The sequence below is a fragment of the Pseudonocardia terrae genome (genome assembly GCF_021343995.1).
Taxonomy (GTDB): Bacteria; Actinomycetota; Actinomycetes; order Mycobacteriales; family Pseudonocardiaceae; genus Pseudonocardia; species Pseudonocardia terrae.
Genome location: NZ_JAJTTE010000002.1, coordinates 57,371 through 78,572, shown reverse-complemented (window position 1 = coordinate 78,572; position 21,202 = coordinate 57,371). Strand labels below are relative to the sequence as shown.

22 protein-coding genes are annotated in these 21,202 nt (G+C 74.3%); 5 read left to right on the top strand and 17 right to left on the bottom strand.

The window, feature by feature from the left end; all coding sequences use genetic code 11:
* Window positions 1-19: 19 nt before the first annotated feature.
* Window positions 20-1,645 carry a long-chain fatty acid--CoA ligase gene (locus tag LWC33_RS01700; RefSeq protein ID WP_233302330.1) on the top strand — a complete coding sequence of 542 codons (1,626 nt, stop codon included), beginning with the start codon at window positions 20-22 and terminating at the stop codon, window positions 1,643-1,645.
* A gap of 394 nt (window positions 1,646-2,039) precedes the next feature.
* On the opposite strand, the gene LWC33_RS01695 is transcribed toward LWC33_RS01700, so the two are convergent.
* The 3 genes from LWC33_RS01695 to ald form a co-directional block, all read right to left on the bottom strand.
* A complete protein-coding gene (locus tag LWC33_RS01695) occupies window positions 2,040-2,867 on the bottom strand; it encodes a carbon-nitrogen hydrolase family protein (RefSeq protein WP_233302329.1) in 828 nt (275 codons plus the stop codon).
* A 171-nt stretch (window positions 2,868-3,038) separates the two neighbouring features.
* Complete coding sequence (locus tag LWC33_RS01690; protein WP_233302328.1) at window positions 3,039-4,541, bottom strand: amino acid permease; 1,503 nt, start codon at window positions 4,539-4,541, stop codon at window positions 3,039-3,041.
* A gap of 109 nt (window positions 4,542-4,650) precedes the next feature.
* Window positions 4,651-5,766 (bottom strand): alanine dehydrogenase, encoded by a 1,116-nt coding sequence (gene ald / locus LWC33_RS01685; protein WP_233302327.1) that lies wholly within the window; start codon window positions 5,764-5,766, stop codon window positions 4,651-4,653.
* 113 nt (window positions 5,767-5,879) lie between these two features.
* Here ald and LWC33_RS01680 point away from each other — a divergent pair, with 113 nt between their 5' ends.
* Window positions 5,880-6,389, top strand: a complete 510-nt coding sequence (locus LWC33_RS01680) for an Lrp/AsnC family transcriptional regulator (RefSeq protein WP_233302326.1) — start codon at window positions 5,880-5,882, stop codon at window positions 6,387-6,389.
* A gap of 22 nt (window positions 6,390-6,411) precedes the next feature.
* Window positions 6,412-6,909 carry a DUF2505 domain-containing protein gene (locus LWC33_RS01675; RefSeq protein ID WP_233302325.1) on the top strand — a complete coding sequence of 166 codons (498 nt, stop codon included), beginning with the start codon at window positions 6,412-6,414 and terminating at the stop codon, window positions 6,907-6,909.
* 18 nt (window positions 6,910-6,927) lie between these two features.
* On the opposite strand, the gene LWC33_RS01670 is transcribed toward LWC33_RS01675, so the two are convergent.
* The 6 genes from LWC33_RS01670 to LWC33_RS01645 form a co-directional block, all read right to left on the bottom strand.
* Window positions 6,928-7,854 (bottom strand): cation diffusion facilitator family transporter, encoded by a 927-nt coding sequence (locus LWC33_RS01670; protein WP_233302324.1) that lies wholly within the window; start codon window positions 7,852-7,854, stop codon window positions 6,928-6,930.
* A gap of 69 nt (window positions 7,855-7,923) precedes the next feature.
* Window positions 7,924-9,138: a mannose-6-phosphate isomerase, class I gene (manA, locus tag LWC33_RS01665; RefSeq protein WP_233302323.1), complete on the bottom strand. Its 1,215-nt coding sequence runs from the start codon at window positions 9,136-9,138 to the stop codon at window positions 7,924-7,926.
* A 33-nt stretch (window positions 9,139-9,171) separates the two neighbouring features.
* Window positions 9,172-10,266, bottom strand: coding sequence for an SIS domain-containing protein (locus LWC33_RS01660; RefSeq protein WP_308190887.1), 1,095 nt, complete (start codon window positions 10,264-10,266; stop codon window positions 9,172-9,174).
* Window positions 10,263-10,490 carry a Trm112 family protein gene (locus LWC33_RS01655; protein ID WP_233302322.1) on the bottom strand — a complete coding sequence of 76 codons (228 nt, stop codon included), beginning with the start codon at window positions 10,488-10,490 and terminating at the stop codon, window positions 10,263-10,265. The genes LWC33_RS01660 and LWC33_RS01655 overlap by 4 nt, the downstream gene beginning before the upstream one ends.
* 160 nt (window positions 10,491-10,650) lie before the next feature.
* A complete protein-coding gene (locus tag LWC33_RS01650; RefSeq protein ID WP_233302321.1) occupies window positions 10,651-12,012 on the bottom strand; it encodes a phosphomannomutase/phosphoglucomutase in 1,362 nt (453 codons plus the stop codon).
* A 124-nt stretch (window positions 12,013-12,136) separates the two neighbouring features.
* Complete coding sequence (locus tag LWC33_RS01645) at window positions 12,137-12,511, bottom strand: DUF3499 domain-containing protein (protein ID WP_233302320.1); 375 nt, start codon at window positions 12,509-12,511, stop codon at window positions 12,137-12,139.
* Between the two features lie 145 nt (window positions 12,512-12,656).
* On the opposite strand from LWC33_RS01645, the gene LWC33_RS01640 reads away from it, so the two are divergent.
* Entirely contained in the window at window positions 12,657-13,136 is a 480-nt protein-coding gene (locus LWC33_RS01640) for a metallopeptidase family protein (RefSeq protein WP_233302319.1), read from the top strand.
* Between the two features lie 242 nt (window positions 13,137-13,378).
* Here the strand turns inward: LWC33_RS01640 and LWC33_RS01635 are convergent, their stop codons facing one another.
* Window positions 13,379-13,633: a WhiB family transcriptional regulator gene (locus tag LWC33_RS01635; protein ID WP_372476534.1), complete on the bottom strand. Its 255-nt coding sequence runs from the start codon at window positions 13,631-13,633 to the stop codon at window positions 13,379-13,381.
* Between the two features lie 250 nt (window positions 13,634-13,883).
* Between LWC33_RS01635 and LWC33_RS01630 the strand changes: the two genes are divergently transcribed.
* Window positions 13,884-14,654 carry a site-2 protease family protein gene (locus LWC33_RS01630; protein ID WP_233302318.1) on the top strand — a complete coding sequence of 257 codons (771 nt, stop codon included), beginning with the start codon at window positions 13,884-13,886 and terminating at the stop codon, window positions 14,652-14,654.
* A 76-nt stretch (window positions 14,655-14,730) separates the two neighbouring features.
* Here LWC33_RS01630 and LWC33_RS01625 read toward each other — a convergent pair whose 3' ends face one another.
* The 7 genes from LWC33_RS01625 to LWC33_RS01595 form a co-directional block, all read right to left on the bottom strand.
* On the bottom strand, window positions 14,731-15,264 hold the full coding sequence (locus LWC33_RS01625) for an NUDIX hydrolase (RefSeq protein WP_233302317.1): 534 nt from the start codon (window positions 15,262-15,264) through the stop codon (window positions 14,731-14,733).
* Window positions 15,258-16,619 carry a coenzyme F420-0:L-glutamate ligase gene (locus LWC33_RS01620; protein ID WP_233302316.1) on the bottom strand — a complete coding sequence of 454 codons (1,362 nt, stop codon included), beginning with the start codon at window positions 16,617-16,619 and terminating at the stop codon, window positions 15,258-15,260. The genes LWC33_RS01625 and LWC33_RS01620 overlap by 7 nt, the downstream gene beginning before the upstream one ends.
* Window positions 16,616-17,611, bottom strand: coding sequence for a 2-phospho-L-lactate transferase (gene cofD / locus LWC33_RS01615; RefSeq protein ID WP_233302315.1), 996 nt, complete (start codon window positions 17,609-17,611; stop codon window positions 16,616-16,618). The genes LWC33_RS01620 and cofD overlap by 4 nt, the downstream gene beginning before the upstream one ends.
* 57 nt (window positions 17,612-17,668) lie before the next feature.
* Entirely contained in the window at window positions 17,669-18,151 is a 483-nt protein-coding gene (locus LWC33_RS01610; protein WP_308190886.1) for a glutathione peroxidase, read from the bottom strand.
* Between the two features lie 39 nt (window positions 18,152-18,190).
* Window positions 18,191-19,108 (bottom strand): DNA-3-methyladenine glycosylase family protein, encoded by a 918-nt coding sequence (locus tag LWC33_RS01605; RefSeq protein WP_233302314.1) that lies wholly within the window; start codon window positions 19,106-19,108, stop codon window positions 18,191-18,193.
* A gap of 30 nt (window positions 19,109-19,138) precedes the next feature.
* A complete protein-coding gene (gene manB, locus LWC33_RS01600) occupies window positions 19,139-20,209 on the bottom strand; it encodes a mannose-1-phosphate guanylyltransferase (protein WP_233302478.1) in 1,071 nt (356 codons plus the stop codon).
* Window positions 20,210-20,277: 68 nt separating this feature from the next.
* Window positions 20,278-21,150, bottom strand: coding sequence for a glycosyltransferase family 2 protein (locus LWC33_RS01595; protein ID WP_233302313.1), 873 nt, complete (start codon window positions 21,148-21,150; stop codon window positions 20,278-20,280).
* Between the last annotated feature and the right edge of the window lie 52 nt (window positions 21,151-21,202).

Genomic DNA, 21,202 nt, shown 5'->3' with positions numbered 1-21,202 from the left:
ACACTCCTCGGGAGCGACGATGCTCGGACTGATGCAGGACCGCCCGCTGGCGCTGCCCCACGTGTTCCACCGCGCGGAACAGCTGTTCGGACACAAGAGGCTGATCACGGCCGGGGCCTCGGGCGAGCGGGTCACCACCGTCGCGGAGTGGGCCGTGCGCGTGCGCCGGCTGGCGACGGTCCTCGACTCGCTCGGCCTCTCCGCCGACGCCCGGGTCGGCACCTTCTGCTGGAACACCGACCGGCACCTGGAGCTCTACCTCGCCGCACCCTGCACCGGGCGGGTGCTGCACACGCTCAACATCCGGCTGTTCCCCGAGCAGCTCGTCTACATCGTCAACCACGCCGAGGACGAGGTCGTCTTCGTCGACCGCTCGCTGCTGCCCCAGCTGTGGCCGCTGGTGGACAAGTTCGAGACCGTCCGGCACATCGTCGTGATCGACGACGGTGCGGACCACGAGATCCCCGCGGATCCCCGGGTGCGGGACTACGAGGAGCTGCTCGCCGCGGCCGAGCCGTTCGCCGGGCGGTTCGTGGTCGAGGAGGAGAACAGCGCCGCGGCCATGTGCTACACGTCCGGGACGACCGGCAACCCGAAGGGCGTGGTCTACAGCCACCGCTCGGCGGTGCTGCACTCGTTGATCACCCTGACCTCCGACGCGTTCGCGCTCGCGGAGCGCGACGTCGTCCTGCCGATCGTGCCGATGTTCCACGCCAACGCCTGGGGCATCCCCTACGGCGCCCTCCTGGCGGGTGCCGAGCTCGTCTTCCCCGGCCCGAACATGACACCGGAGGCGATCGTCGGGCAGCTTGAGCGGCACAAGGTGACCGTCACCGGCGGGGTGCCGACGATCTGGATGGGCGTGCGGCCCCTGCTCGCCGACCACGACCTGTCGTCCCTGCGGACGATCATCTGCGGCGGTTCCGCCGTACCGCGCTCGCTGTCCGAGGCGTACCGCGAGGCGATCGGCGTCCCGATGCTGCACGCGTGGGGCATGACCGAGACCTCCCCGATCGCCAGCGTGTCCTCGCGGCGTGCGCACCAGGAGGCGTGGAGCGAGGACGAGCGCGCCGACGCCCGTGCCCGCCAGGGCCAGCCCGTCCCGTTCGTCGAGCTGCGGATCGCCGACCCGGAGAGCGGTGAGGAGCTGCCGTGGGACGACCGCGCCACCGGCGAGCTGCAGGCCGCGGGTCCCTGGATCGCGAAGGAGTACTACCGCGGCGAGGGCGGCGGCACGCAGTTCACGAAGGACGGCTGGCTGCGCACCGGCGACGTCGCCGCCGTCGACAAGTGGGGCTTCGTTCGGCTCGTGGACCGGACGAAGGACCTCGTGAAGTCCGGCGGCGAGTGGATCAGCTCGGTCGACCTGGAGAACGAGATCATGGCGCACCCGGCGGTCGCCGAGGCCGCGGTGATCGCGATCCCGCACGAGAAGTGGACCGAGCGCCCGATGGCATGCGTGGTGCTGAAGCCGGGCGAGTCGCTGACCGGCGAGGAGCTCATCGCCTTCCTCACCCCGCGGGTGGCCAAGTGGTGGTTGCCGGACGCCGTGGAGTTCATCGACGAGGTCCCCAAGACCAGCGTCGGGAAGTTCTCGAAGAAGACGCTGCGGGACAAGTTCGCGGGCTACACCCTGCCCTCGTGAAGCCCTGCCCTCCTCGAAGGTCGCCCACCTGGAGCTCTGCCCTCTTGAGGGGGCCCCGCCGCGGCCCGGCGCCCTCGTGCCGGCCCACGGCGGGTCAGGCCTGCGCCCCGACCGTCCGGTGTACCCCCGGCCGGACTGGCCGCTGCAGCGCCGCTCACCGTGAACAGGTGGTGCTCGTGCCCGTCGGGGCCGTTCACCACGACGAGCCAGCCGAGACACCGTCGACACCCCGGGCGAGATCGCCGGCTGGGTACACACACGGCTCCCACCCGACCCTCAGCGCACCGAACCGCCGATCAGCTGCACCCCGACACAGGCAAGATCGCCGGCTGCGTGCACATACAGCACCCGCCACAACCCTGAGCGCACCGGATCGCCGATCATCCTCGGGCAGTCAGCGGTAGGCGTCCGGGCGGCGCTCGGTGAGGTGGGAGAGCCGGCGGCGGGCGGCACCGAGGGCGGCCCCGACGTCGACCTCGGCCACCGCGATCCCGGCCTTGGCCCAGGTGCGGGCGAGGACCTCGCCGCCGGGCCCGACGACCTTGGCCTGCCCGAGGAAACGCATCCTGCCCATCGACCCCGTCTGGTTCGACGACACCAGCACGACCTGGTTCTCCGCCGCGCGCGAGCGGTCGTAGAGGTCGAAGAGCCGCGACTGGCGGTCCTGCGCCATCCGGGGCGCCCGGTTGGTGATGCTGGTGGGCCAGGCCGAGAGGCAGGCGATGATCTCGGCGCCGTCGAGCGCGAGGGCCCGGGCGGACTCGGGGAACGTCTTGTCGTAGTCGACCAGCATCCCCAACCGCCCGACGGGGGTGTCGAAGGCGCCGAAGCCGTCCCCCGCCGCATAGACCCGTTCCTCGCCCACCGGCTGGTGGACCTTGCGGTGTCGGCCCAGCACACCGCTGCCGTCGACACAGGCGGCGGTGTTGTAGCGGATGCCACCCGGCCCCGCCTCGCACAGTCCGACGCAGACGACCATGTCGCCGGCCAGGTCGGCGACTCTGCGCAGCTCGGGGCCGTCCGGGTCGAGCGCGGGCGGCAGCTCCGCCTCGGCCTCCGCCCCGAAGCCGGAGAGGTAGCCGCCGAGTGCGGCGTCGGGCAGCACGAGCAGACCGACCCCCGAGCGGCGGGCATGGTCGATCAGGGTCTCGACCCGGGCGAGGGCGCCCTCCAGGTCCCGGCCGAAGGCGGCCGCCACGGCACCGATCCTCAGCGCGCCCACGCGCCCCTCCCCGCGCCCCGACAGCTCTCCGACCGGCCCCGACCCGCCCGCCCGTCATCGACACTGGCGAGCACGGCTCGAACGAACGATTCCCGACAGGGGGCGGACGCCAGCCAAGCGAGGCGCCGTGTCCGGGGCGTTTCCCCCGGAACACGGACGTGTGAGGGGCTGTTACCTCCGGGTTACGCCCTCCGCCTGCCGCCGGCCGAGCCGCGAGTGCGAGCGCCCGTACCAGAAGTAGACGACGAAGCCGACGATCATCCACCCGATGAACCGCAGCCACGTCTCGACGCTGAGGTTGAGCATCAACCACAGGCACGCCAGCACCGACAGGATCGGGATCAGCGGGACCAGCGGGGTCCGGAAGGCGCGGTGCAGGTCCGGGCGCGTCCGGCGCAGGATGACCACACCGATCGACACCAGCACGAACGCGAAGAGCGTGCCGATGTTGACCATCTCCTCCAGGGCTCCGGCCGGGAAGAAGGTGGCGACGAGGGCGACCACGGTGCCGACCAGCACGGTCGCGCGCACCGGGGTGCCGTGGCTACCGGTCCTGGCGAGCCCGGACGGAAGCAGGCCGTCCCGCGACATCGCGAACAGCACGCGGATCTGCCCGAGCATCAGCACCATGACGACCGTGGTGAGTCCGACGAGCGCACCGACCGAGATGACCGCCTCGGCCCAGGTCACGCCGAGCTCGCCGAACGCCGTGGCGAGGGTCGAGTTCTCGTCGAGCTGCTTGTAGCTGACCATGCCGGTGAGCACGAGCGCGACCGCCACGTACAGCACGGTCACGATGGCGAGCGAGCCGAAGATGCCCCGGGGCAAGGACTTCTGCGGGTCCCGGGTCTCCTCGGCGGTGGTGGCCACGACGTCGAACCCGATGAAGGCGAAGAACACCAGCGACGCCGCGGCGAGCAGGCCGTAGATGCCGTAGGTGCTGCTCCCGCCGCCGCCGAACACCGACAGCAGCGACTGCGTGAACCCGGACTTCCCCTCACCGGCGGGCGCGGCCGGCGGGATGAACGGCGTGTAGTTCGCGGCCTTCACGTAGCCGATGCCGACGATGATCACCAGCAGCACGATGCCGACCTTGATCACCGTGAACACCGCGCTGACCCGGCTGGAGAGCTTCGTGCCGATGGCCAGCAGCGTCGCGAGGACCGCGACGAGCACGAGGGCACCCCAGTCGAAGGCGAAGAAGCCGCCGAGGGAGAAGGAGGTCGGGACGTTCAGCCCGAAGACGTTCAGCACCTGGTGCAGGTACTTCGACCAGGCCTTCGAGACCACGGCCGCGCCGACCGCGAACTCCAGGATCAGGTCCCAGCCGATGATCCACGCGATCAGCTCGCCGAAGGTGGCGTAGGAGAACGTGTAGGCGCTGCCGGCGACCGGGACGGTCGAGGCGAACTCGGCGTAGCAGAGCGCGGCGAGCCCGCAGGCGATCGCGGCGATGACGAACGCGAGCGAGACCGACGGCCCCGCGACCGTGCCGGCGGTGCTCGCCGCGAGCGTGAAGATGCCCGCCCCGACCACCACCGCGACGCCGAAGACGATGAGGTCCCAGGTCGTGAGGTCCTTGCGAAGCTTGGTGTCCGGCTCGTCCGTGTCCTGGATCGACTGCTCGACGGACTTCGTGCGCCAGATCCCGCGACGCTCGCCCACGCTCGTCATGGCCCGGGAGATTACGTCGATGTGACCGCGACGGCATTCGCTGGCACACGGTGTCCTGGTACGGACGGCCGCGCCTCCTGCCGCCCGCCCGACGGAGGGCTGCCCGGAGTCAGCCGAGGATCTCGGCCACCGTCCGCGAGGGCAGGTCGTGGGCGCGGCCGACCTCGGCGTTGGTCAGCTCGCCGGCGTGCGTGGACAGGCCCTGGGCCAGGGCGGCGTCGCCGCGCAGGGCCTCGCGCCAGCCCTGGTCGGCCAGCCGCGTGACGTAGGGCAGGGTGACGCTGGTCAGCGCGTGGGTGGAGGTGTGCGGGACCGCACCAGGCATGTTGGCCACGCAGTAGAAGACGGCCTCGTGCACCCGGAAGGTCGGGTCGGCGTGCGTGGTCGGGCGGGTGTCGGCGAAGCAGCCGCCCTGGTCCACGGCGATGTCGACGAGCACCGCGCCGGGCTTCATCCGCGCCACCAGCTCGTTCGACACCAACGTCGGGGCCTTCGCGCCCGGCACCAGCACCGCGCCGATCACCAGGTCGGCGTCGAGCACGGCGTGCTCCACGGCGTAGACGGTGGAGTGCACGGTCTCGACCCGGCCACCGTAGCGGGCGTCGAGCGCCCGCAGCTTGTCGACGTCGAGGTCCAGCACGGTCACCCGCGCCCCCATCCCGACGGCGACCTGCGTGGCGTGCGAGCCGGCCACCCCGGCCCCGAGCACCACGACGTGCGCCCGCGGCGCGCCGGGCACGCCGCCCATCAGCACGCCGCGCCCGCCGCCGGCGCTCATCAGGTGGTACGCGCCGACCTGCGGCGCGAGCCGGCCCGCGACCTCGCTCATCGGGGCGAGCAGCGGCAGCTTCCCGTCGGCCGTGCGAACCGTCTCGTAGGCGATCGCGGTGGTGCCCGCGGCGAGCAGCGCGTCCGTGCAGGACCGGGACGCGGCCAGGTGCAGGTAGGTGAACAGCGTCAGGTCGCCGCGCAGCCGGTGGTACTCGCTCTCCACCGGCTCCTTCACCTTGAGCAGCAGCTCGGCGGAGGCCCAGACGGCGTCGGCGTCGGCGAGCAACTGCGCGCCCGCGGCCTTGAACTCCTGGTCCGGGATGGACGAGCCGAGGCCCGCCCCCTGCTCGACGACGACCTCGTGACCGTGTCGCACCAGCTCGTGCACGCCCGCCGGCGTCAGGGCGACCCGGAACTCGTTGTCCTTGACCTCGCGCGGCACCGCGATGCGCATGACCCGTCCTCTCCTCGCTGCGGCCGGCGCTGCGACCGCCTGTCCGCACCCAGTATCGAAGAAACAGCGTCTCTGCAGGAACAAGACCGCAGGAGATTCTGTACTCTGCGCTCATGCCCGAAGGATCCACGGCCGCGTCGGGTTCGAGGCCCGGGCGACCGAACGATGTGCGGCCGCCGCTCGACCCCGTCGACCGCGCGATCCTCGCGGAGCTCGAACGCGACGCACGGATACCCAACAACGCGCTCGCCGAACGCGTCGGTATCGCGCCGTCGACCTGTCTCACCCGGGTCCGCTCGCTGCGCGAGCGCGGCGTGATCAGGGGTTTCCACGCCGACGTCGACCCGGCGGCGACGGGCCGGCCGTTGCAGGCGATGGTGTCGGTGCACCTGCAGGCCGCGGCCCGCCGCCGCATGCGCGAGTTCGAGGAGTACGTGACGTCGCTGCCCGAGGTGCGCGACTGCTTCTTCCTCGCCGGGGTGGACGACTACCTGCTGCACGTGGCGACGGCCGACTCCGCCGCGCTGCGGGACTTCGTGGTCGCGCTCAACGGGCACGAGCAGATCGCCAACACGCAGACCAGCCTGATCTTCGACCACGTCCGGCCGCGGCGCGGCTACTGACCCGCACGCCTACGGTGGCTCCGTGCCCACCCCTCTCCGCCTCGACCGGGCCTTCCCGCTGCCGCCACGCGACGCGGTGGCCCGGCTGCTGGACCGCGACCTCTACACCGACCGGTTGGCCGCGGTGGGCGGGCCCGGGGCCGCGCTCCGCGCGTTCGAGCGCGAGGAGGACCGGCTGCGCATCGCGCTGCGCCAGGGTGTGCCCGCGGGGGCTCTCCCGGCCTCGGTCCGCCGCTTCCTGGCAGGGGCGCTGGTGCTGGAGCGCGAGGAGCGCTGGCGGATCGCGGACGAGCGGGCCGACGGCGAGTTCACCCTGACGGCGGTGGGTGCGCCGGCCGGGGCCACGGGTGCGATGACGATCGGGGCGGACCCGGCCGGCAGCGCCCTGCGCCTCGACGGCGAGGTCGAGGTGCGGGTGCCGCTGCTCGGTGCGGCCCTCGAGGCCGTCGTCGCCGACCGGGCGTTGGCCCTGATGACCGAGGAGATGCGCTGGACGGCCGAGCGGCTCGCCGCCGGGTGAGCGGCGTGGCGGGCCCGTTCAGGCCTGCTGCACCCGCGAGCGGTCGAGGTCCGGCTCGAGGTAGATGACCCGGGCCTCCGGCACCGCCGCGCGCACCCGCGCCTCCGCCTCGTCGATCGCGCGGGCCACGACCTCCACCGAGGACCCGGGCACGAGCGCGAGCTTCGCCGCGACCAGCAGCTCCTCCGGGCCGAGGTACTGGGTCTTGATGTGGATGACGCGCTCGATCTCCGCGCCCTGCTCCAGCTCGGCGACGATCCTCGACAGCACCGGCCGCGCCGCGCCCTCGCCGATGAGCAGGCTCTTCATCTCGACGATCAGGATGATCGCGATGACGCCCAGCAGGCTGCCGATGCAGAGGGTGCCCACGGCGTCCCACACCGGGTCGCCGGTGAGGACCGAGAGGCCGACACCGAGGAGCGCGAACACCAGGCCGATGAGCGCGCCGGTGTCCTCCAGCAGCACGACGGGCAGCTCCGGCACCTTGGCCTGCCGGATGAACTGCCACCAGCTGCCCTCCCCCTTGAGCGGGCGGGACTCCTTCATCGCGGTGCGGAAGGAGAACCCCTCGAGGCCGATGGCCAGCACCAGGATGATCACCGCGACGATCGGCGTGGTCAGCGGCTCGGGGTGCTCCAGCTTGTGGATGCCCTCGTAGATCGCGAACACCGAGCCGAGCGTGAACAGCAGCAGCGCCACGACGAACGAGTAGAAGTACCGGTCCCGGCCGTAGCCGAAGGGGTGCTCGGGGGTGGCGGCCCGCCGCGCCGTGCGGCCGCCGAGCAGCAGCAGGCCCTGGTTCGCGGTGTCGGCGACCGAGTGCACGGCCTCCGCGAGCATCGACGACGAGCCCGTGACGAGGTAGCCGACGAACTTCGCGAGCGCGATGCCGGCATTCGCGCCGAGCGCCGCGAGGATCGCCTTGGTACCGCCGTGTGCCGACACGTTTCGCCCCCTGGGTCCGGATTACGCCGCGGCAGGATATCCGGCGGGCCCCGGCTCACCCGCAGGCGCTCACAGGCCGTCGCCGGCCAGGTGGAGCTGGGTGCCGGGCGCCGCACTCTCGACCTCGACGCCGCTGTCGGTGGCCGCGAGGAACAGTGCCGCCCCCTTCGGGAGCTCCAGCGCCTCCGACCCGGCCCGCACGCACGCCTTGCCGCCCGTCGCCAGCAGGATCCGGGCCCCGCCGTCGGGCACCGGGAGGCTGCCGGTGAGCCCGTCGTCGGACTGCCAGGTGCGCAGCAGGAACTCCTCGGCGGGCGTGTCGTACCGGGTCCACCGGCCCTCGGGCTGGCCGGAGTGCACCGGCGGCGGGCCCGAGGCGAAGTCGAGGACCCGCAGCAGCTCCGGCACGTCGACGTGCTTGGGGGTGAGGCCGCCGCGCAGCACGTTGTCCGAGTTCGCCATCAGCTCGATGCCGGCGCCCGCGAGGTAGGCGTGCAGGTTGCCGGCGGGCAGGAAGAGCGCCTCGCCCGGGGCCAGGACCACCCGGTTGAGCAGCAGGGCGGCGAGCACGCCCGCGTCGCCGGGGTAGCGCTCGGAGAGCTCCAGCGCGGTCCGGGCCTCGCGGGCCCAGTCACCACCGGCCGCCACGAGCACCACGGCGCCCTTCTGCAGGGCCGGGACCAGCTCGTCGAGCATGGACTGCGGCAGCGTGATCCACGTGGTGAACAACGCGCGCAGGCCGTCCGGGCCGGGCTGGGCGGCCAGCAGCTCGACGTGCGGGGCCAGCTCCGGCACGTCGAGCGCGCGGAGGAACCCGAGGGTCTCCATCGGGTCCCGGAAGCCGACGAGCGCGTGGAACTCGGTGAGCGCGCAGATCAGCTCGGGCTTGTGGTTCGCGTCCCGGTAGTTGCGGTCCGAGGCGTCGATCGGGATGCCGGCGGCGTTCTCCCGCGCGAAGCCCTCGCGGGCCTGGTCGAGGCTCGGGTGCGCCTGCAGGCTCAGCGGCTCGTCCGCCGCGAGGACCTTGAGCAGGAACGGGAGCCGGCCCTCCCACCGGGCGCTGCGCTCGGCGCCCAGCAGCCTCTCCGGGTCGGCGGTGAGCTCGTCGAGCAGCGACGCCCGGTCCCCGTCGGCGCGCACGATCCGCGACGGGTCGCCCGGATGCGCACCCAGCCACAGCTCCGCCTGCGGATGCGGAGACGGCACCGACTCGCCGAGCAGGTCGGCGATGACCGTGCGCGATCCCCACGCGTACGGCCGGACCGGGTTCTCCAGCAGCTCCAAGGCACTTCCTCGCTTCGTGCGGCGGTCGGCCCGTCAGGCCGGTTCGATGGCCCGGGTGGCCAGGCCGAGGTAGACGGCGGCGATCTCCAGCCGGGAGGCCAACAGCGCGGTGCGCAGCAGGACCGCGTCCCGGGTGCCGCGCGGGATCTCCTCGACGGGGTGCGCCAGGTCCGCGGGCCAGCCGCGGCCGGTGCGGCGCACCGCCACCTGGCCCGGTTCCTCCTCGGCGGTCGCGAGCAGCACGACGCGGACCGGCGGCGCGTCGGGCCCCGGGTCGTCGAACGGGTCGCGGAAGATGTCCTCGCCGCGGTCGGCCAGGTCCACGGCCCGGCACAACGCGGTGGCCGAGGCCGCCTGGGCGATGTCCGCGGCGTGCGCCACCACCCCGGCGTGCGTGGCGAGCGCGGTCGCCCCGTGCCCGGCGACGGCGGTCGCGGCCGGGTCGGCGCCCCACAGCAGCGGGGTGTGCTCGGCCAGCCGCAGCGCCAGCGACTTCGCCGGGTTCATGAACGGCTCGTGGTTCGGCTGGTTGCGCTCGGCCTCGGCGTCGAGGGCGTCGGCCAGCGGGTCGAGCGACGGGTCCAGCCCGCCCGGCCACAACCCCAGCGACGCCACGACGCTCAGCCCGACGGCGAGCGCCCGCGGCAGGTCCAGGGCGGGCGGCACCGGGATCCGGGGTTCGACGAACCGCGCGCGGCCGGCGCCGGCGGAGGCCACCGGCCCCTCGTCCGGTGCCGACAGCACCACCTCGGCCCCGCGCCCCACGGCACGCGACACCGACTCGGCCAGCTCGACGTCCGTGGGGTCCGCGGAGTGGGCCAGCACGACGTCGAGCGGGCCGATCCACCCGGGCACGACGTCCGCCACCACGACCGGCACCGGGCACAGCGACCCGAGCAGCGCCCCGACGATCTCCGCGGCGGCGCCGGACGAGCCCGGGCGGCGCAGGAACACCAGGGCCCGCGGCCGGTGCCCGGCCAGGTCGCCGACGCCCGCCTCGGCCGCGGCCTGCGCCGCGGAGCGGACCTGGGCGCCCGCCGTGGCCGCCGCACGCAGCACGCCGCCGGTGTCGGCGGAGGCGAGCGCGGCGGGATCGCCGAGCAGGGTGTCGTCGAGCACGGTCGTCACCCGGCGTTTCCGGGGTTCTCCGATGGCAGCGTGGTCTCCGGGGCCGGCGTGTCCTCTGGGCTGAGGGCCTCGTCGAGGAGCAGCACCGGGATGCCGTCGACCACCGGGTAGCGGCGGCCGCAGGCGGTGCACACGAGCTGGTCCCCCGCCGGCGTCAGGGGCGCGTGGTCCTCCGACGGGCAGGCCAGGATCTCGAGCAGCTGGGGGTCGAGCTGTACGGCCACGGTTCTCCTCACCTCACGTGCCGTTGATGCTGCCAGGGCGCGGGCGGGCGCGCCGGGTCCGTCCGGGGTACCCGTGCGGCGCTGATCGATCCGGATCCGGATCTCCGCGGCCGCGGACGACCGCGCTCCGCCGCTGCGGGCGCCGGGGCGCCCGCAGCCCTCAGGCGCGGACGATCGCCAGAACCTCGTCCCGCAGCGCCGCCACCGCGGCGTCGTCCGCGGCCTCGACGTTGAGCCGCAGGAGCGGCTCGGTGTTGGACGCGCGCAGGTTGAACCAGGAGCCGTCCGGCAGGGCGACCGTGAGCCCGTCGAGCTCGTCGAACTCCACGCCCTCGCGCGCCCCGTAGGTCTCGCGGACGGCGGCCACCCGGGCGGCCTGGTCGGCCACCGTCGAGTTGACCTCGCCGCTGGCCCGGTACCGCTCGTAGGCGGCCATCAGCCCGGACAGCGGCTCCTGCTGCTCGCCGAGCGCGGCCAGCACGTGCAGGGCGGCCAGCATGCCGGAGTCGGCCTTCCAGAAGTCCCGGAAGTAGTAGTGCGCCGAGTGCTCGCCGCCGAACACCGCCCCGGTCTCGGCCATCGTCTGCTTGATGAACGAGTGGCCCACGCGGGTGCGCACCGGGATGCCGCCGTGCTCGCGCACGATCTCCGGCACGGCCCTCGAGGTGATCAGGTTGTGGATCACCGAGCTGCCCGGGGCCTTGGCCAGCTCGCGGACGGCGACCAGCGCCGTGATCGCGCTCGGGCTCACCGGCTCGCCGCGCTCGTCGACCACGAAACAGCGGTCCGCGTCGCCGTCGAAGGCCAGGCCGAGGTCGGCCCCCTCCGCGAGGACGGCCTTCTGCAGGTCGACCAGGTTCGCCGGGTCGAGCGGGTTGGCCTCGTGGTTGGGGAAGGTGCCGTCGAGCTCGAAGAACAGCGGCACGATGTCGAGCGGGAGGTCGCCGAGGACCTCGGGCACGGTGTAGCCACCCATGCCGTTGCCGGCGTCGACCACCACCCGCAGCGGCCGGACACCGCTCAGGTCGACCAGGCCGCGCAGGTAGGTGGCGTAGTCGGCGAGCAGCGTGCGCCGGCGCACCGTGCCGCCGCCGGGCCCCTCCGGGACGCCCTGCTCGACGGCCTCGCGGATCGCCGCGAGCCCGGTGTCCTGCCCGATCGGGGTCGCGCCGGCGCGGCACAGCTTGATGCCGTTGTACTTCGCCGGGTTGTGGCTGGCGGTGAACATCGCGCCGGGCACGCCGAAGCTGCCCGCGGCGAAGTAGAGCATGTCGGTGCTGGCCAGGCCGATGTCGAGGACGTCGACCCCCAAACCGGTCACGCCCTCGGCGAACGCGGCGGCGAGATCGGGCGACGAGTCGCGCATGTCGTGGCCCACGGCGATCTCGGTGACCCCGGGGTCCTCCGCGCGCAGCAGCCGGGCCAGCGCCGCTCCGACCTCACGGACCGTGCCGGCGTCGAGCTGCTCGCCGACGACGCCGCGGATGTCGTACGCCTTGACGATCTGGGACAGGTCGGGCACGGGAGCGAAGCCTAGCGGGCGGCCCCGACGGCCCGCGGGACGGTCGTGACGACGGGCACCGGTCGGGTGACGGGCGGTGACCGTGGGTGAACGCGGGGCGGCGGTGCGGGCCGGTCCTCCGAGGTCAATCCTCCGGCGGCGTGGGCAGCACCCGCAGGTGGCCCCGGCGGCCGGTGGTGGCGCCCGGGCCGGCGGTGACGGTGGTCGAGGCCTCGATGGGCCGGTCGGCGCGGCCCGCCTCCCGGACGGCCTCGGCCAGCGCGGTCAGATCGTCGTCCGTGTGCTGCGGCGGGGCGAACTCGCCCTCGAACCGGACGACCTCCCAGCCGCGGGGGGCGGTGAGCCGGTGCGCGTGCGAGGTGCACAGGTCGTACGTGTGGGGCTCGGCCTGAGTGGCCAGCGGCCCGACGACCGCGGTCGAGTCCGCGTAGACGTAGGTGAGAGTGGCCACCGCGAGCTCGGTGCAGCCGCTCCGCGAACACCTCCGGACACTCAGCACGCCCCCGACGATAGCCCCCCGCCCCGACGGTTCCCGACTGCGACGCGCGGGACGGCCCCCCACCCGCCCCGGCGCCGTACGGACGGGCGACACCTCGCGCCCGCACCGGAACGGCGGGGACCCGCCGGGTCGTACTATGCGACGGGTGACGACCGCGCGCCGCATCCCGCGCCGCTCCCCCCGCCGGCGCGACCGCCGGGGCCGGGGTCTGCGTGGCCTGCTGTACCCGGTGACCACGCCCTCCTTCCGCACCCGGGCCGAGCGGTTCGACGCCCGCGTGCTCGAGGCGCTCGAGCCGATCGAGCTGCGCTGGGGCCCCGAGCTGGTGGACCTGGACCTGGCGGTCGACGAGGTCCCCGAGGTCGACCGGACCTCGCCCGAGGAGGTCGTGTGGGGCACCGGGGTGCTCGCCGACGCGGGCGTGCCGCTGGCCCAGCTGGTGCCCGCCGGCGTCGACCAGGCCGGGCTGCCCTCGCGGGCGCGGATCGTGCTCTACCGGCGGCCGCTCGAGGCCCGCGCCCGCGGTGGCGCCGATCTCGGCGACCTGCTGCACGAGGTGCTGGTCGAGCAGGTGGCGGAGTACCTCAACATCGAACCCGACGCCGTCGAGGGCGGGGCGGACTGAGCGCGCCGGTCCGCAGGGTGCCGCACGGTCCGGGCGGGTGTGCCGGTCCGGTGGTGGCGTGCACGGCCGGTTCCGGACACGCGAGAGCCCGGACCGTCGCCGGCTGCGGGCACGCAGCCGGACACGCGTCCGGGCTCGAACGAGGACGGGCCGCGTCGCCCGTCCTTCGGGTTCCTCCCCCCGACGTTGCTGCGGACGCCGGGAGTGGATGTCGTGGGTGGAAGTCCTCCGGTCGACCGGTCTCAGCCGGCCGCCCGGCGCAGGCGACGTCGCTCCCGCTCGGAGAGCCCGCCCCAGATGCCGAACCGCTCGTCCTGCGCCAGCGCGTAGTCCAGGCACTCCGCCCGGACCTCGCACCCCGCGCAGATCCGCTTGGCCTCTCGCGTGGAGCCGCCCTTCTCCGGGAAGAACGCCTCCGGATCCGTCTGCGCGCAGAGCGCGCGTTCCTGCCAGTCCTGCTCGCCGTCGTCCTGACCGTCGACCAGGTTGTCGATCAGGCGAAGCCCCTCCGTGGGGCCGATCCCGAAGTTCTCCGGCGCGACCATCGTCGCTCCGATCGGGTCACCGATCGTGCCCGCCCCCGTGACGAACACGGTGTCCGTGAAAACGTCCACTCGCCCACCTCCCCGCGCCCGGCGAATGACACCGCTGTAAGTACAGCGGTGTCGGTCGGTTCCCCGCAACCCGGGGCTGCCGACCGGGTGACGGGATCCACCCCATCGGACACCCGTTCGGCAGAATGGTCGGGTGCGCGGAGTCTCCAATCGAGTCAGCCCGTGGTTCCTGCTGCTCCTGGCGGTGACCGTCGTCGGCGGGGTCCTCTGCGCGATCGGGACGAAGTCCGCGTTGGAGGGCTCGACCGTCCTGCTGACCACCGGCGTCGTGCTGCTGGTGCTCGGCGGCTGGTGCGTCTCGCTGTGCCTGCACGAGTTCGGCCACGCCTATGTCGCACACCGCGGCGGTGACGACAGCATCGAGAACCGCGGCTACCTCACGCTCGACATCCGCCGCTACGCCAACGTCGGGTTCTCCTTCGTCCTGCCCGTGGTGTTCCTGCTGCTCGGCGGCATCCCGCTGCCCGGCGGCGCGGTGTGGATCAACCAGTGGGCGTTGCGCTCGCGCGGGGTGCGGTCGCTGATGTCCTTCGCCGGGCCGGCCGTCAACCTGGTCCTCGGCATCCTGCTGAGCCTCGCGGTGATCTACCTGCCGATGAACGCGGGGCTGGCCGTCGGGCTCTCCTGCCTCGCCCTGATCCAGATCCTCGCGTTCGTGCTGAACATCCTGCCGGTGCCCGGCCTCGACGGGTACGGGGTGCTCGAGCCCTACCTGTCGCCGGAGGCCCAGCGGCTCGGGCACAGGGTGCGGCCGTGGGCCCCGCTCGTGCTGTTCCTGCTGGTCCTCGGCGTTCCCGGGGTGTCGCGCGTGCTGTTCGGGGTCGGACAGTTCCTCTTCGCCCTGATCGGCGGCGACGCCCAGTACGCCGCCGCCGGCTACAGCCTGTTGCTGTTCTGGCGCTGATCCGACCCGACCCGGCATCGACCCGGCACCGACCCGGCACCGACTCCGCGGCCGGCCCCGATCCGCGGCCGCTCGGTCAGGCGCGGGCCAGCGCGACCATCGCCGGCACCGTGTCCGACTCCGGCGGCAGGGCGTCGAGCGGCCACCAGGCCAGGTCGACCGACTCGTCGCTGATCGCCGGGACCGCCCCTGCCGGCGCCCGCACCAGGTAGCGGACGTCGAGGTGCCGGGTCGGCACGCCGAGCGAGCAGGTCACGGGGTGGACGTCGACGTGCAGCGGGTGCTCGGCGATCTCCAGCCCGGCGATCCCGGACTCCTCGGTCGCCTCGCGCAGCGCCGCCGCCCGCAGCGAGGCGTCGCCCGGCTCGCAGTGCCCGCCGAGCTGGATCCAGCGCCCGACGCGCGGGTGCAGGGTGAGCAGGGTGCGCTCCCCCGCCGCGTCGACCACCAGCGCCGACGCGGTCAGGTGCCCGGCGGCGCACTCGCGGGCGCACGCGTCGTCGGGGCGCGCGAGGCAGAAGGCGATCAGCGCCTGCTGCAGCGCAGCCTGCCCGGCGTCGGGCGGCGACCAGGCCCGGAGCTCCTCGACGGCGCCGGCGGGGCTCACCATTCGAGCAACCCCGCGGCCGGGTCGGCGGGCGGGCGCGGTCCGATCGCCTCGAGCGGCACCCCGAGCGCGACGGCGCCGAGCGGCTGCCAGTCCTCGGTCAGCCCGAGCTCCGCCCGGACCACGTCGGCCGCGAAGATCGTGGAGCCCACCCAGCACGAGGCGAGTCCCTCGGCGGCCAGCGCCACCAGCAACGACTGCACGGCGGCCCCGCCGGCCACGGTGAACATGTCCCGCTCGGCGGCGCGGCGCGGCTCGTCCGGGTACTCGTGCGCACCGTCGCCGGTCCGGAACGGCAGCACCAGCTCGGGGGTCCGGCGCAGCAGGTCACCGCGGGCGAGCCGGCGCTCCACCTCCGCCGCCGGGCGCCCGTCGGCCTCCAGGTCGGCGCGCCACCGCGTGCGCAGAGCGTCGAGCAGGGCGGTGCGCCGCGCGGGATCGCGCAGCCACACGAACCGGAACGGGGCGCTGTGGTGCGGTGCGGGTGCGGTGAGCGCGACGCCGACCGCCCGGCGCACGGACTCCGCCGGCACCTGCTCGGGCGCGAACTCCCGGATGCTGCGGCGCAGCAGCACGGCCTCGCGCCGGCCCTGCGCCAGCGCCTCCTCGGTCCCGAGCCAGAACAGGTCCTCGTCGATCGGCCGGACCAGGTCCCGCGCCGTCGAGCCGTCCTCCCGCAGGCCGAGGCCGCGCACCACCGCGACCGGTGTGCCGCCGAGCTTGCCCTTGACCAGGTCGGCGGCGCCCGCCACCTCGTCGGCCAGGGCCACCTCGGTGACCAGCAGCTCGTTGCCCTCCGCGTCGACCGCGCCGCCGTAGCGGTGCAGCACGGTGAGCCCGGCGGACCCGATCGCGACGTCCGTCTGCCCGACCCGCCACGACCGGCCCATCGTGTCGGTGACGACGACCGCCACCTCGACGCCGAGCCGCTCCCGCAGCCCCTCGCGCAGCCGGGCGGCGCTCGCGTCGGGGTCGACGGGGAGCAGCGCCAGCTCGTCCCGCCGCACGTTGGACCCGTCGACGCCGGCCGCGGCCTGCACGATCCCGAGCTTCGACGCCACGATCAGCGTCTTCCCGCGCCGGGCGAGGATCCGCTCGGTCTCGCCCTCGACGAGCCGGCGGCGCAGCTCGTCGCGCTCCTCCGGGTCGGTCGGCGCCGGGACCAGCCGGCCCTCCGCCTTCGAGAAGATCTTGCTGGTGACCACGACGACGTCGCCGGACTCCAGCCAGGGGGCGGCCTCGGCGACCGCCGCGGTGACGTCCGCGCCCGGGCGGAACTCGGGCAGGCCCGCGACCGGCAGGATCCGCAGACCCTCGGCGGCCCCGTGGTCGGGGACCGGCGCGCCGGGCCCGCTCACGGGGTGACCCCGGCCAGGTCGAACGCCGCGCGTGCCATGTCCGCGGTCGCCTCCACATCCGTCATCAGCAGCGGGACGGCCCGGGTCTCGGCGCCCTCGATCTCGGCGGAGTCGCCCGAGTGGACCAGCCAGCCGTCGAGCAGGCCGCCCTTGCCCCGACCGCCGTAGTGCCGGCCGACGGCCTCGGCGCTGGTCTCGACGCCGATCGCCGAGAGACACGCGTCGGCCATCCCGCGCAGCGGCCGGCCACCCACGATCGGCGACAGACCGACGATCTTGGCCTTCGTGCCGACCAGGGCCTGCGGCATCCCCGGGACCTGGATCATCGTGCCGATGCTGACCACGGGGTTCGACGGCGCGACCAGCACCACGTCCGCGTCGGCGATCGCCTGGGCCGCGGCGGGCAGGACCTTCGCCTCGTCCGCCCCCACCGACGCGAACCGGTGGGCGGGGAACGCGGCCTGGTGGCGTACCCACCACTCCTGGAAGTGCACCGCGACCTGCGGCGGCGCGTCCTCGCCCGGCTCCGGGTTGTCGATCACCACGTGCGTCTCGACCCGGTCGTCCGTGGCGGGCAGCAGCCGCACCCCCGGCTTCCACCGGTGGCACAGCGCCTCGGTGACCTGCGAGAGCGGGTAGCCGGCGCGCAGCATGCGGCTGCGGACCAGGTGCGTCGCGACGTCCCGGTCGCCGAGCCCGAACCAGGTGGGATCGGCCTCGTAGGCGGCCAGCTCGTCCCGCACCGCCCAGGTCTCCCCCTCCCGGCCCCAGCCGCGCTCGGAGTCGATGCCGCCGCCGAGCGTGTACATGCAGGTGTCGAGGTCGGGGCAGATCCGCAGGCCGTGCATCCACACGTCGTCGCCCACGTTGACCACGGCCGTGACCTCGTGCGGGCCCTCGCCGGGGCCGACGGCGGGCAGCCCGAGGGCGGCTTTCACGCCGAGCAGGAACCGGGCGCCGCCGACGCCTCCGACCAGGACGGTGACCTTCACGGCGTCAGGCTACGACGGCCCACCGACGATCAGCGCAGAGGATCGCTCCGAGGCCCGTCAGCCGGGGAGGACGTCGGCGACGGCCGCCACGACCTCGTCGGACTCGGGCTCGGTGCGCGGGCGGAAGCGGGCCTTCACCGTCCCGTCCGGCGCGACGAGGAACTTCTCGAAGTTCCACTGGACGTCGCCGGCCTCGCCCGCCTCGTCGGCGGTGGCGGTCAGCGCGGTGTAGAGGGGGTGCCGGCCCGGCCCGTTGACCTCGACCTTCTCGGTGAGCGGGAAGGAGACGCCGTAGGTGGTGGAGCAGAAGGTGGCGATCTCCTCGGCCGTGCCCGGCTCCTGCCCGGCGAACTGGTTGCACGGCACGCCGAGCACGGTGAACCCGCGGCCGGCGAAGCGCTCCTGGAGCCGCTCCAGGCCCTCGTACTGCGGGGTGAGCCCGCACTTCGAGGCGACGTTGACGACGAGGACGGCCTTGCCGTCGAGGTCCGGGAGGGTACCGCCGTCGAGCGCGGCGATCGGGGAGTCGAGAAGGGCCACGTCCCCGAACCTACCTCCGATGATCGCCGGGGCGGACGATCACAGCTCCCGGTAGTCGCGCGGGCTGAACCGCGGGCCGAAGCGCGGGCGGCGGAACCCGGAGATCTCGACGTACCGCACGGCCCGGTGCCGCTGCGGCGCGTACGGCGCCAGTACCTCGAGCATCCCGCGGTCGTCGAGCGGGCGGCCGACCAGCGCCCAGCCCACCACGGTGGGGATGTGGAAGTCCCCGAAGCTGACGGCGTCGGCGTCGCCCCAGGCGCGCTGGGCCACCTCGGCGGCGGTCCACACCCCGATCCCGGGGATGCGGCGCAACAGGATCCGGCCCTCCTCGCCGCCGAGCTCCACCGCCTTCTCCAGCCGGTGCGCCACCGCGGCGGCGGCCAGGATCGCCCGCCGCCGGGCCGAGTCCACCCCGGCCCTGTGCCACTCCCAGTCCGGGATCGAGCGGATCTGCGCGGGCGTGGGCGGGACGCGCATCCCGCGCGGCAGGGCACCTGCCGGGCCGGGCGCGGGGTCGGAGAACCGCCAGCAGAGCTCGCGCCACGAGCGCCGGGCCTCGATGCCGGTCACCTTCTGCTCGAGGACCGCGGGGACCAGTTGGTCCCACACCCGGCGGGTGGAGCCGAGCCGGATGCCGGGCAGCCGCCGGGCCGCGTCGGCGATCAGCGGGTGGTGGGCGACGAACGACTCGGGCTCGTCGTGGGCGCCGAGCAGGGCGGGCAGGCCGTCGAGCTCCCACTGCGCGCCGGGCCCCCACCCGGCGGCGACGACCGTGCCGTCGCTGCGCCGGGACATCCGGACCGTGGCCGGCCCGTCGGGCGTGGTGGACACCCGCCAGATCGCGGAGCCCTCGCCGACCGAGCGCCAGGACGGGTCGCCCCGCCCGCGCCGCAGCGGGGCGAGCACCCCGGCGAGGTCGAGCCGGAAGTCCGGCCGCCACTCGCGCTCGATCACCCGACCACGGTAACCGCGGCCCGCGGGGGCTCAGACGTCGGCCGAGAACCGGACGCCGTGCGGTGGCAGCCGGACCTCCGGCCACACCCGCACGCCGCCCTTGAGCTCGCAGTGCGCACCGACGACGGCCCGGTCGCCGATCACCGCGTCGCGCACGTGCGCGCCGGCCTCGATCCGCGCGCCGGCCCCGACCACGGACGTCTCGACGACGGCGTGCGGCTCGATCACGGCGCCGTCGAAGACCATGCAGCCCTCGACCTTCGCCCCCGCGCCGATCACGGCGTTCCGCCCGACCGTGGTGCCGCCGAACACGAAGGCGTCCTTCGCGACGGTCGCGCCGGGCAGCACGATCGACTCGCCGGCCGGGCCGGGCAGCGCCGCCGAGGGCGCCACCCCGCGGACCAGGTCGGCCGAGCCGTGCACCAGGTCGGCCGGGGTGCCCATGTCGCGCCAGTAGGCGTTGTCGACGTGCCCGCTCACCACCGCGCCCGCCTCCAGCAGGCCGGGGAAGGTCTCGCGCTCCACCGACACCACCCGGCCCTGCGGGATCTCCTCGATCACCGAGCGCCGGAACACGTAGCACCCGGCGTTGATCTGGTCCGTCGGCGGGTCCTCGGTCTTCTCCAGGAACGCCTGCACGCGACCGTCGGCGTCGGTGGGCACGCAGCCGTACGCGCGCGGGTCCTGCACCCGGACCAGGTGCAGGGTCACGTCCGCCTCGGTCCGCCGGTGCGTGTCGACGACGGCGGTGAGGTCGGTGCCGCACAGCACGTCCCCGTTGAACACCATGACGTCGTCCGTGGTCAGGTGCTTGGCCACGTTCGCGATCCCGCCGCCGGTGCCCAGCGGCTGGTCCTCCACGACGTAGGTGAGCTCGAGATCGAGCGACTCCCCGTTGCCGAAGTGCTCCTCGAACGTCTCCGCGAGGTACGAGGTGCCGAGCACCACGCGTCGCACCCCGGCTGCGCGGATCCGGGAGAGCAGGTGGGCCAGGAACGGCACGCCCGCCGTGGGCAGCATCGGCTTCGGGGCCGACAGGGTGAGGGGGCGCAGGCGCGTGCCCTTGCCCCCCACGAGCACGACGGCCTCGACGTCGTCCAGCACGAACGGTCCTCTCGTCAGCCGGCCGGTCCCCCCGGTCCGGATCTCCGGTCTCACTGGTGTGACGTTTACCCGCGCCCCCGCGTTGCCCGGGCGCGCACCGCCAGCCCGGCCCGCACGGCCGCCCGCAGCGGTGCGTGCCGGACGCCCGGGTGCCGGTCGGCGAGGTAGCGGTAGGCGCTGCGGTGGTGCTCGGCGAGCATCCGGGCCGACACCTCGGGCTTCGAGGTGGAGACCCCGCCGGTGTGCACGACCTCGGCGGTCGGGACGTAGACGTTGAGCCAGCCGGCCCGGCCGAGCCGGTCGCCGAGGTCCACGTCCTCGAAGTACATGAAGTAGCGCGGGTCGAACCCGTCGACCGAGTCGAAGGCGCTGCGGCGCACCAGGATGCACGAGCCGGACAGCCAGCCCGCGGTGCGTTCGCCGATCGCCGCGGCGGCCTGCCGGTAGGTCTGCGTCCACGGGTTGCGGGGCCAGACCCGGCCGAGGACCGCGTGCCCGGCACCGTGGCCCAACGAGGGCAGCAGCCGAGCCGAGGGGTAGACCGTGCCGTCGGGCTCGCGGATCAGCGGGCCGAGCGCGCCGGCGCGCGGCCAGCGACCGGCGGCCTCGAGCAGCGTGTCGATCGCACCCTCGCCCCAGACCAGGTCCGGGTTGGCGACGACGACCCAGCCCACCTCGGGCCCCAGCCCGGCGACGGCCCGGTTGGCGGCCGTGCCGTAGCCGACGTTCTCGCCGATCCGGAGCAGCTCCACACCGTCGCGCTCCGCCGCCCGCTCGGGCGCGCCGTCGACGGACCCGTTGTCCGCCAGCACGACCCGGGTCGGACGCGCGGTCGCCGCCTTGAGCGAGTCGAGGAAGACCTCGAGCGTGTCGCCCGGTGAGTACGTGACGGTCACGACCGCGAGCTCGTCCCCGTACGTGCGGACCGCCGACTCCATGGCGGGTCACCCTAACGGGCCCCGGGGGGCCGGTCGGTGCGGGGACCGGGGG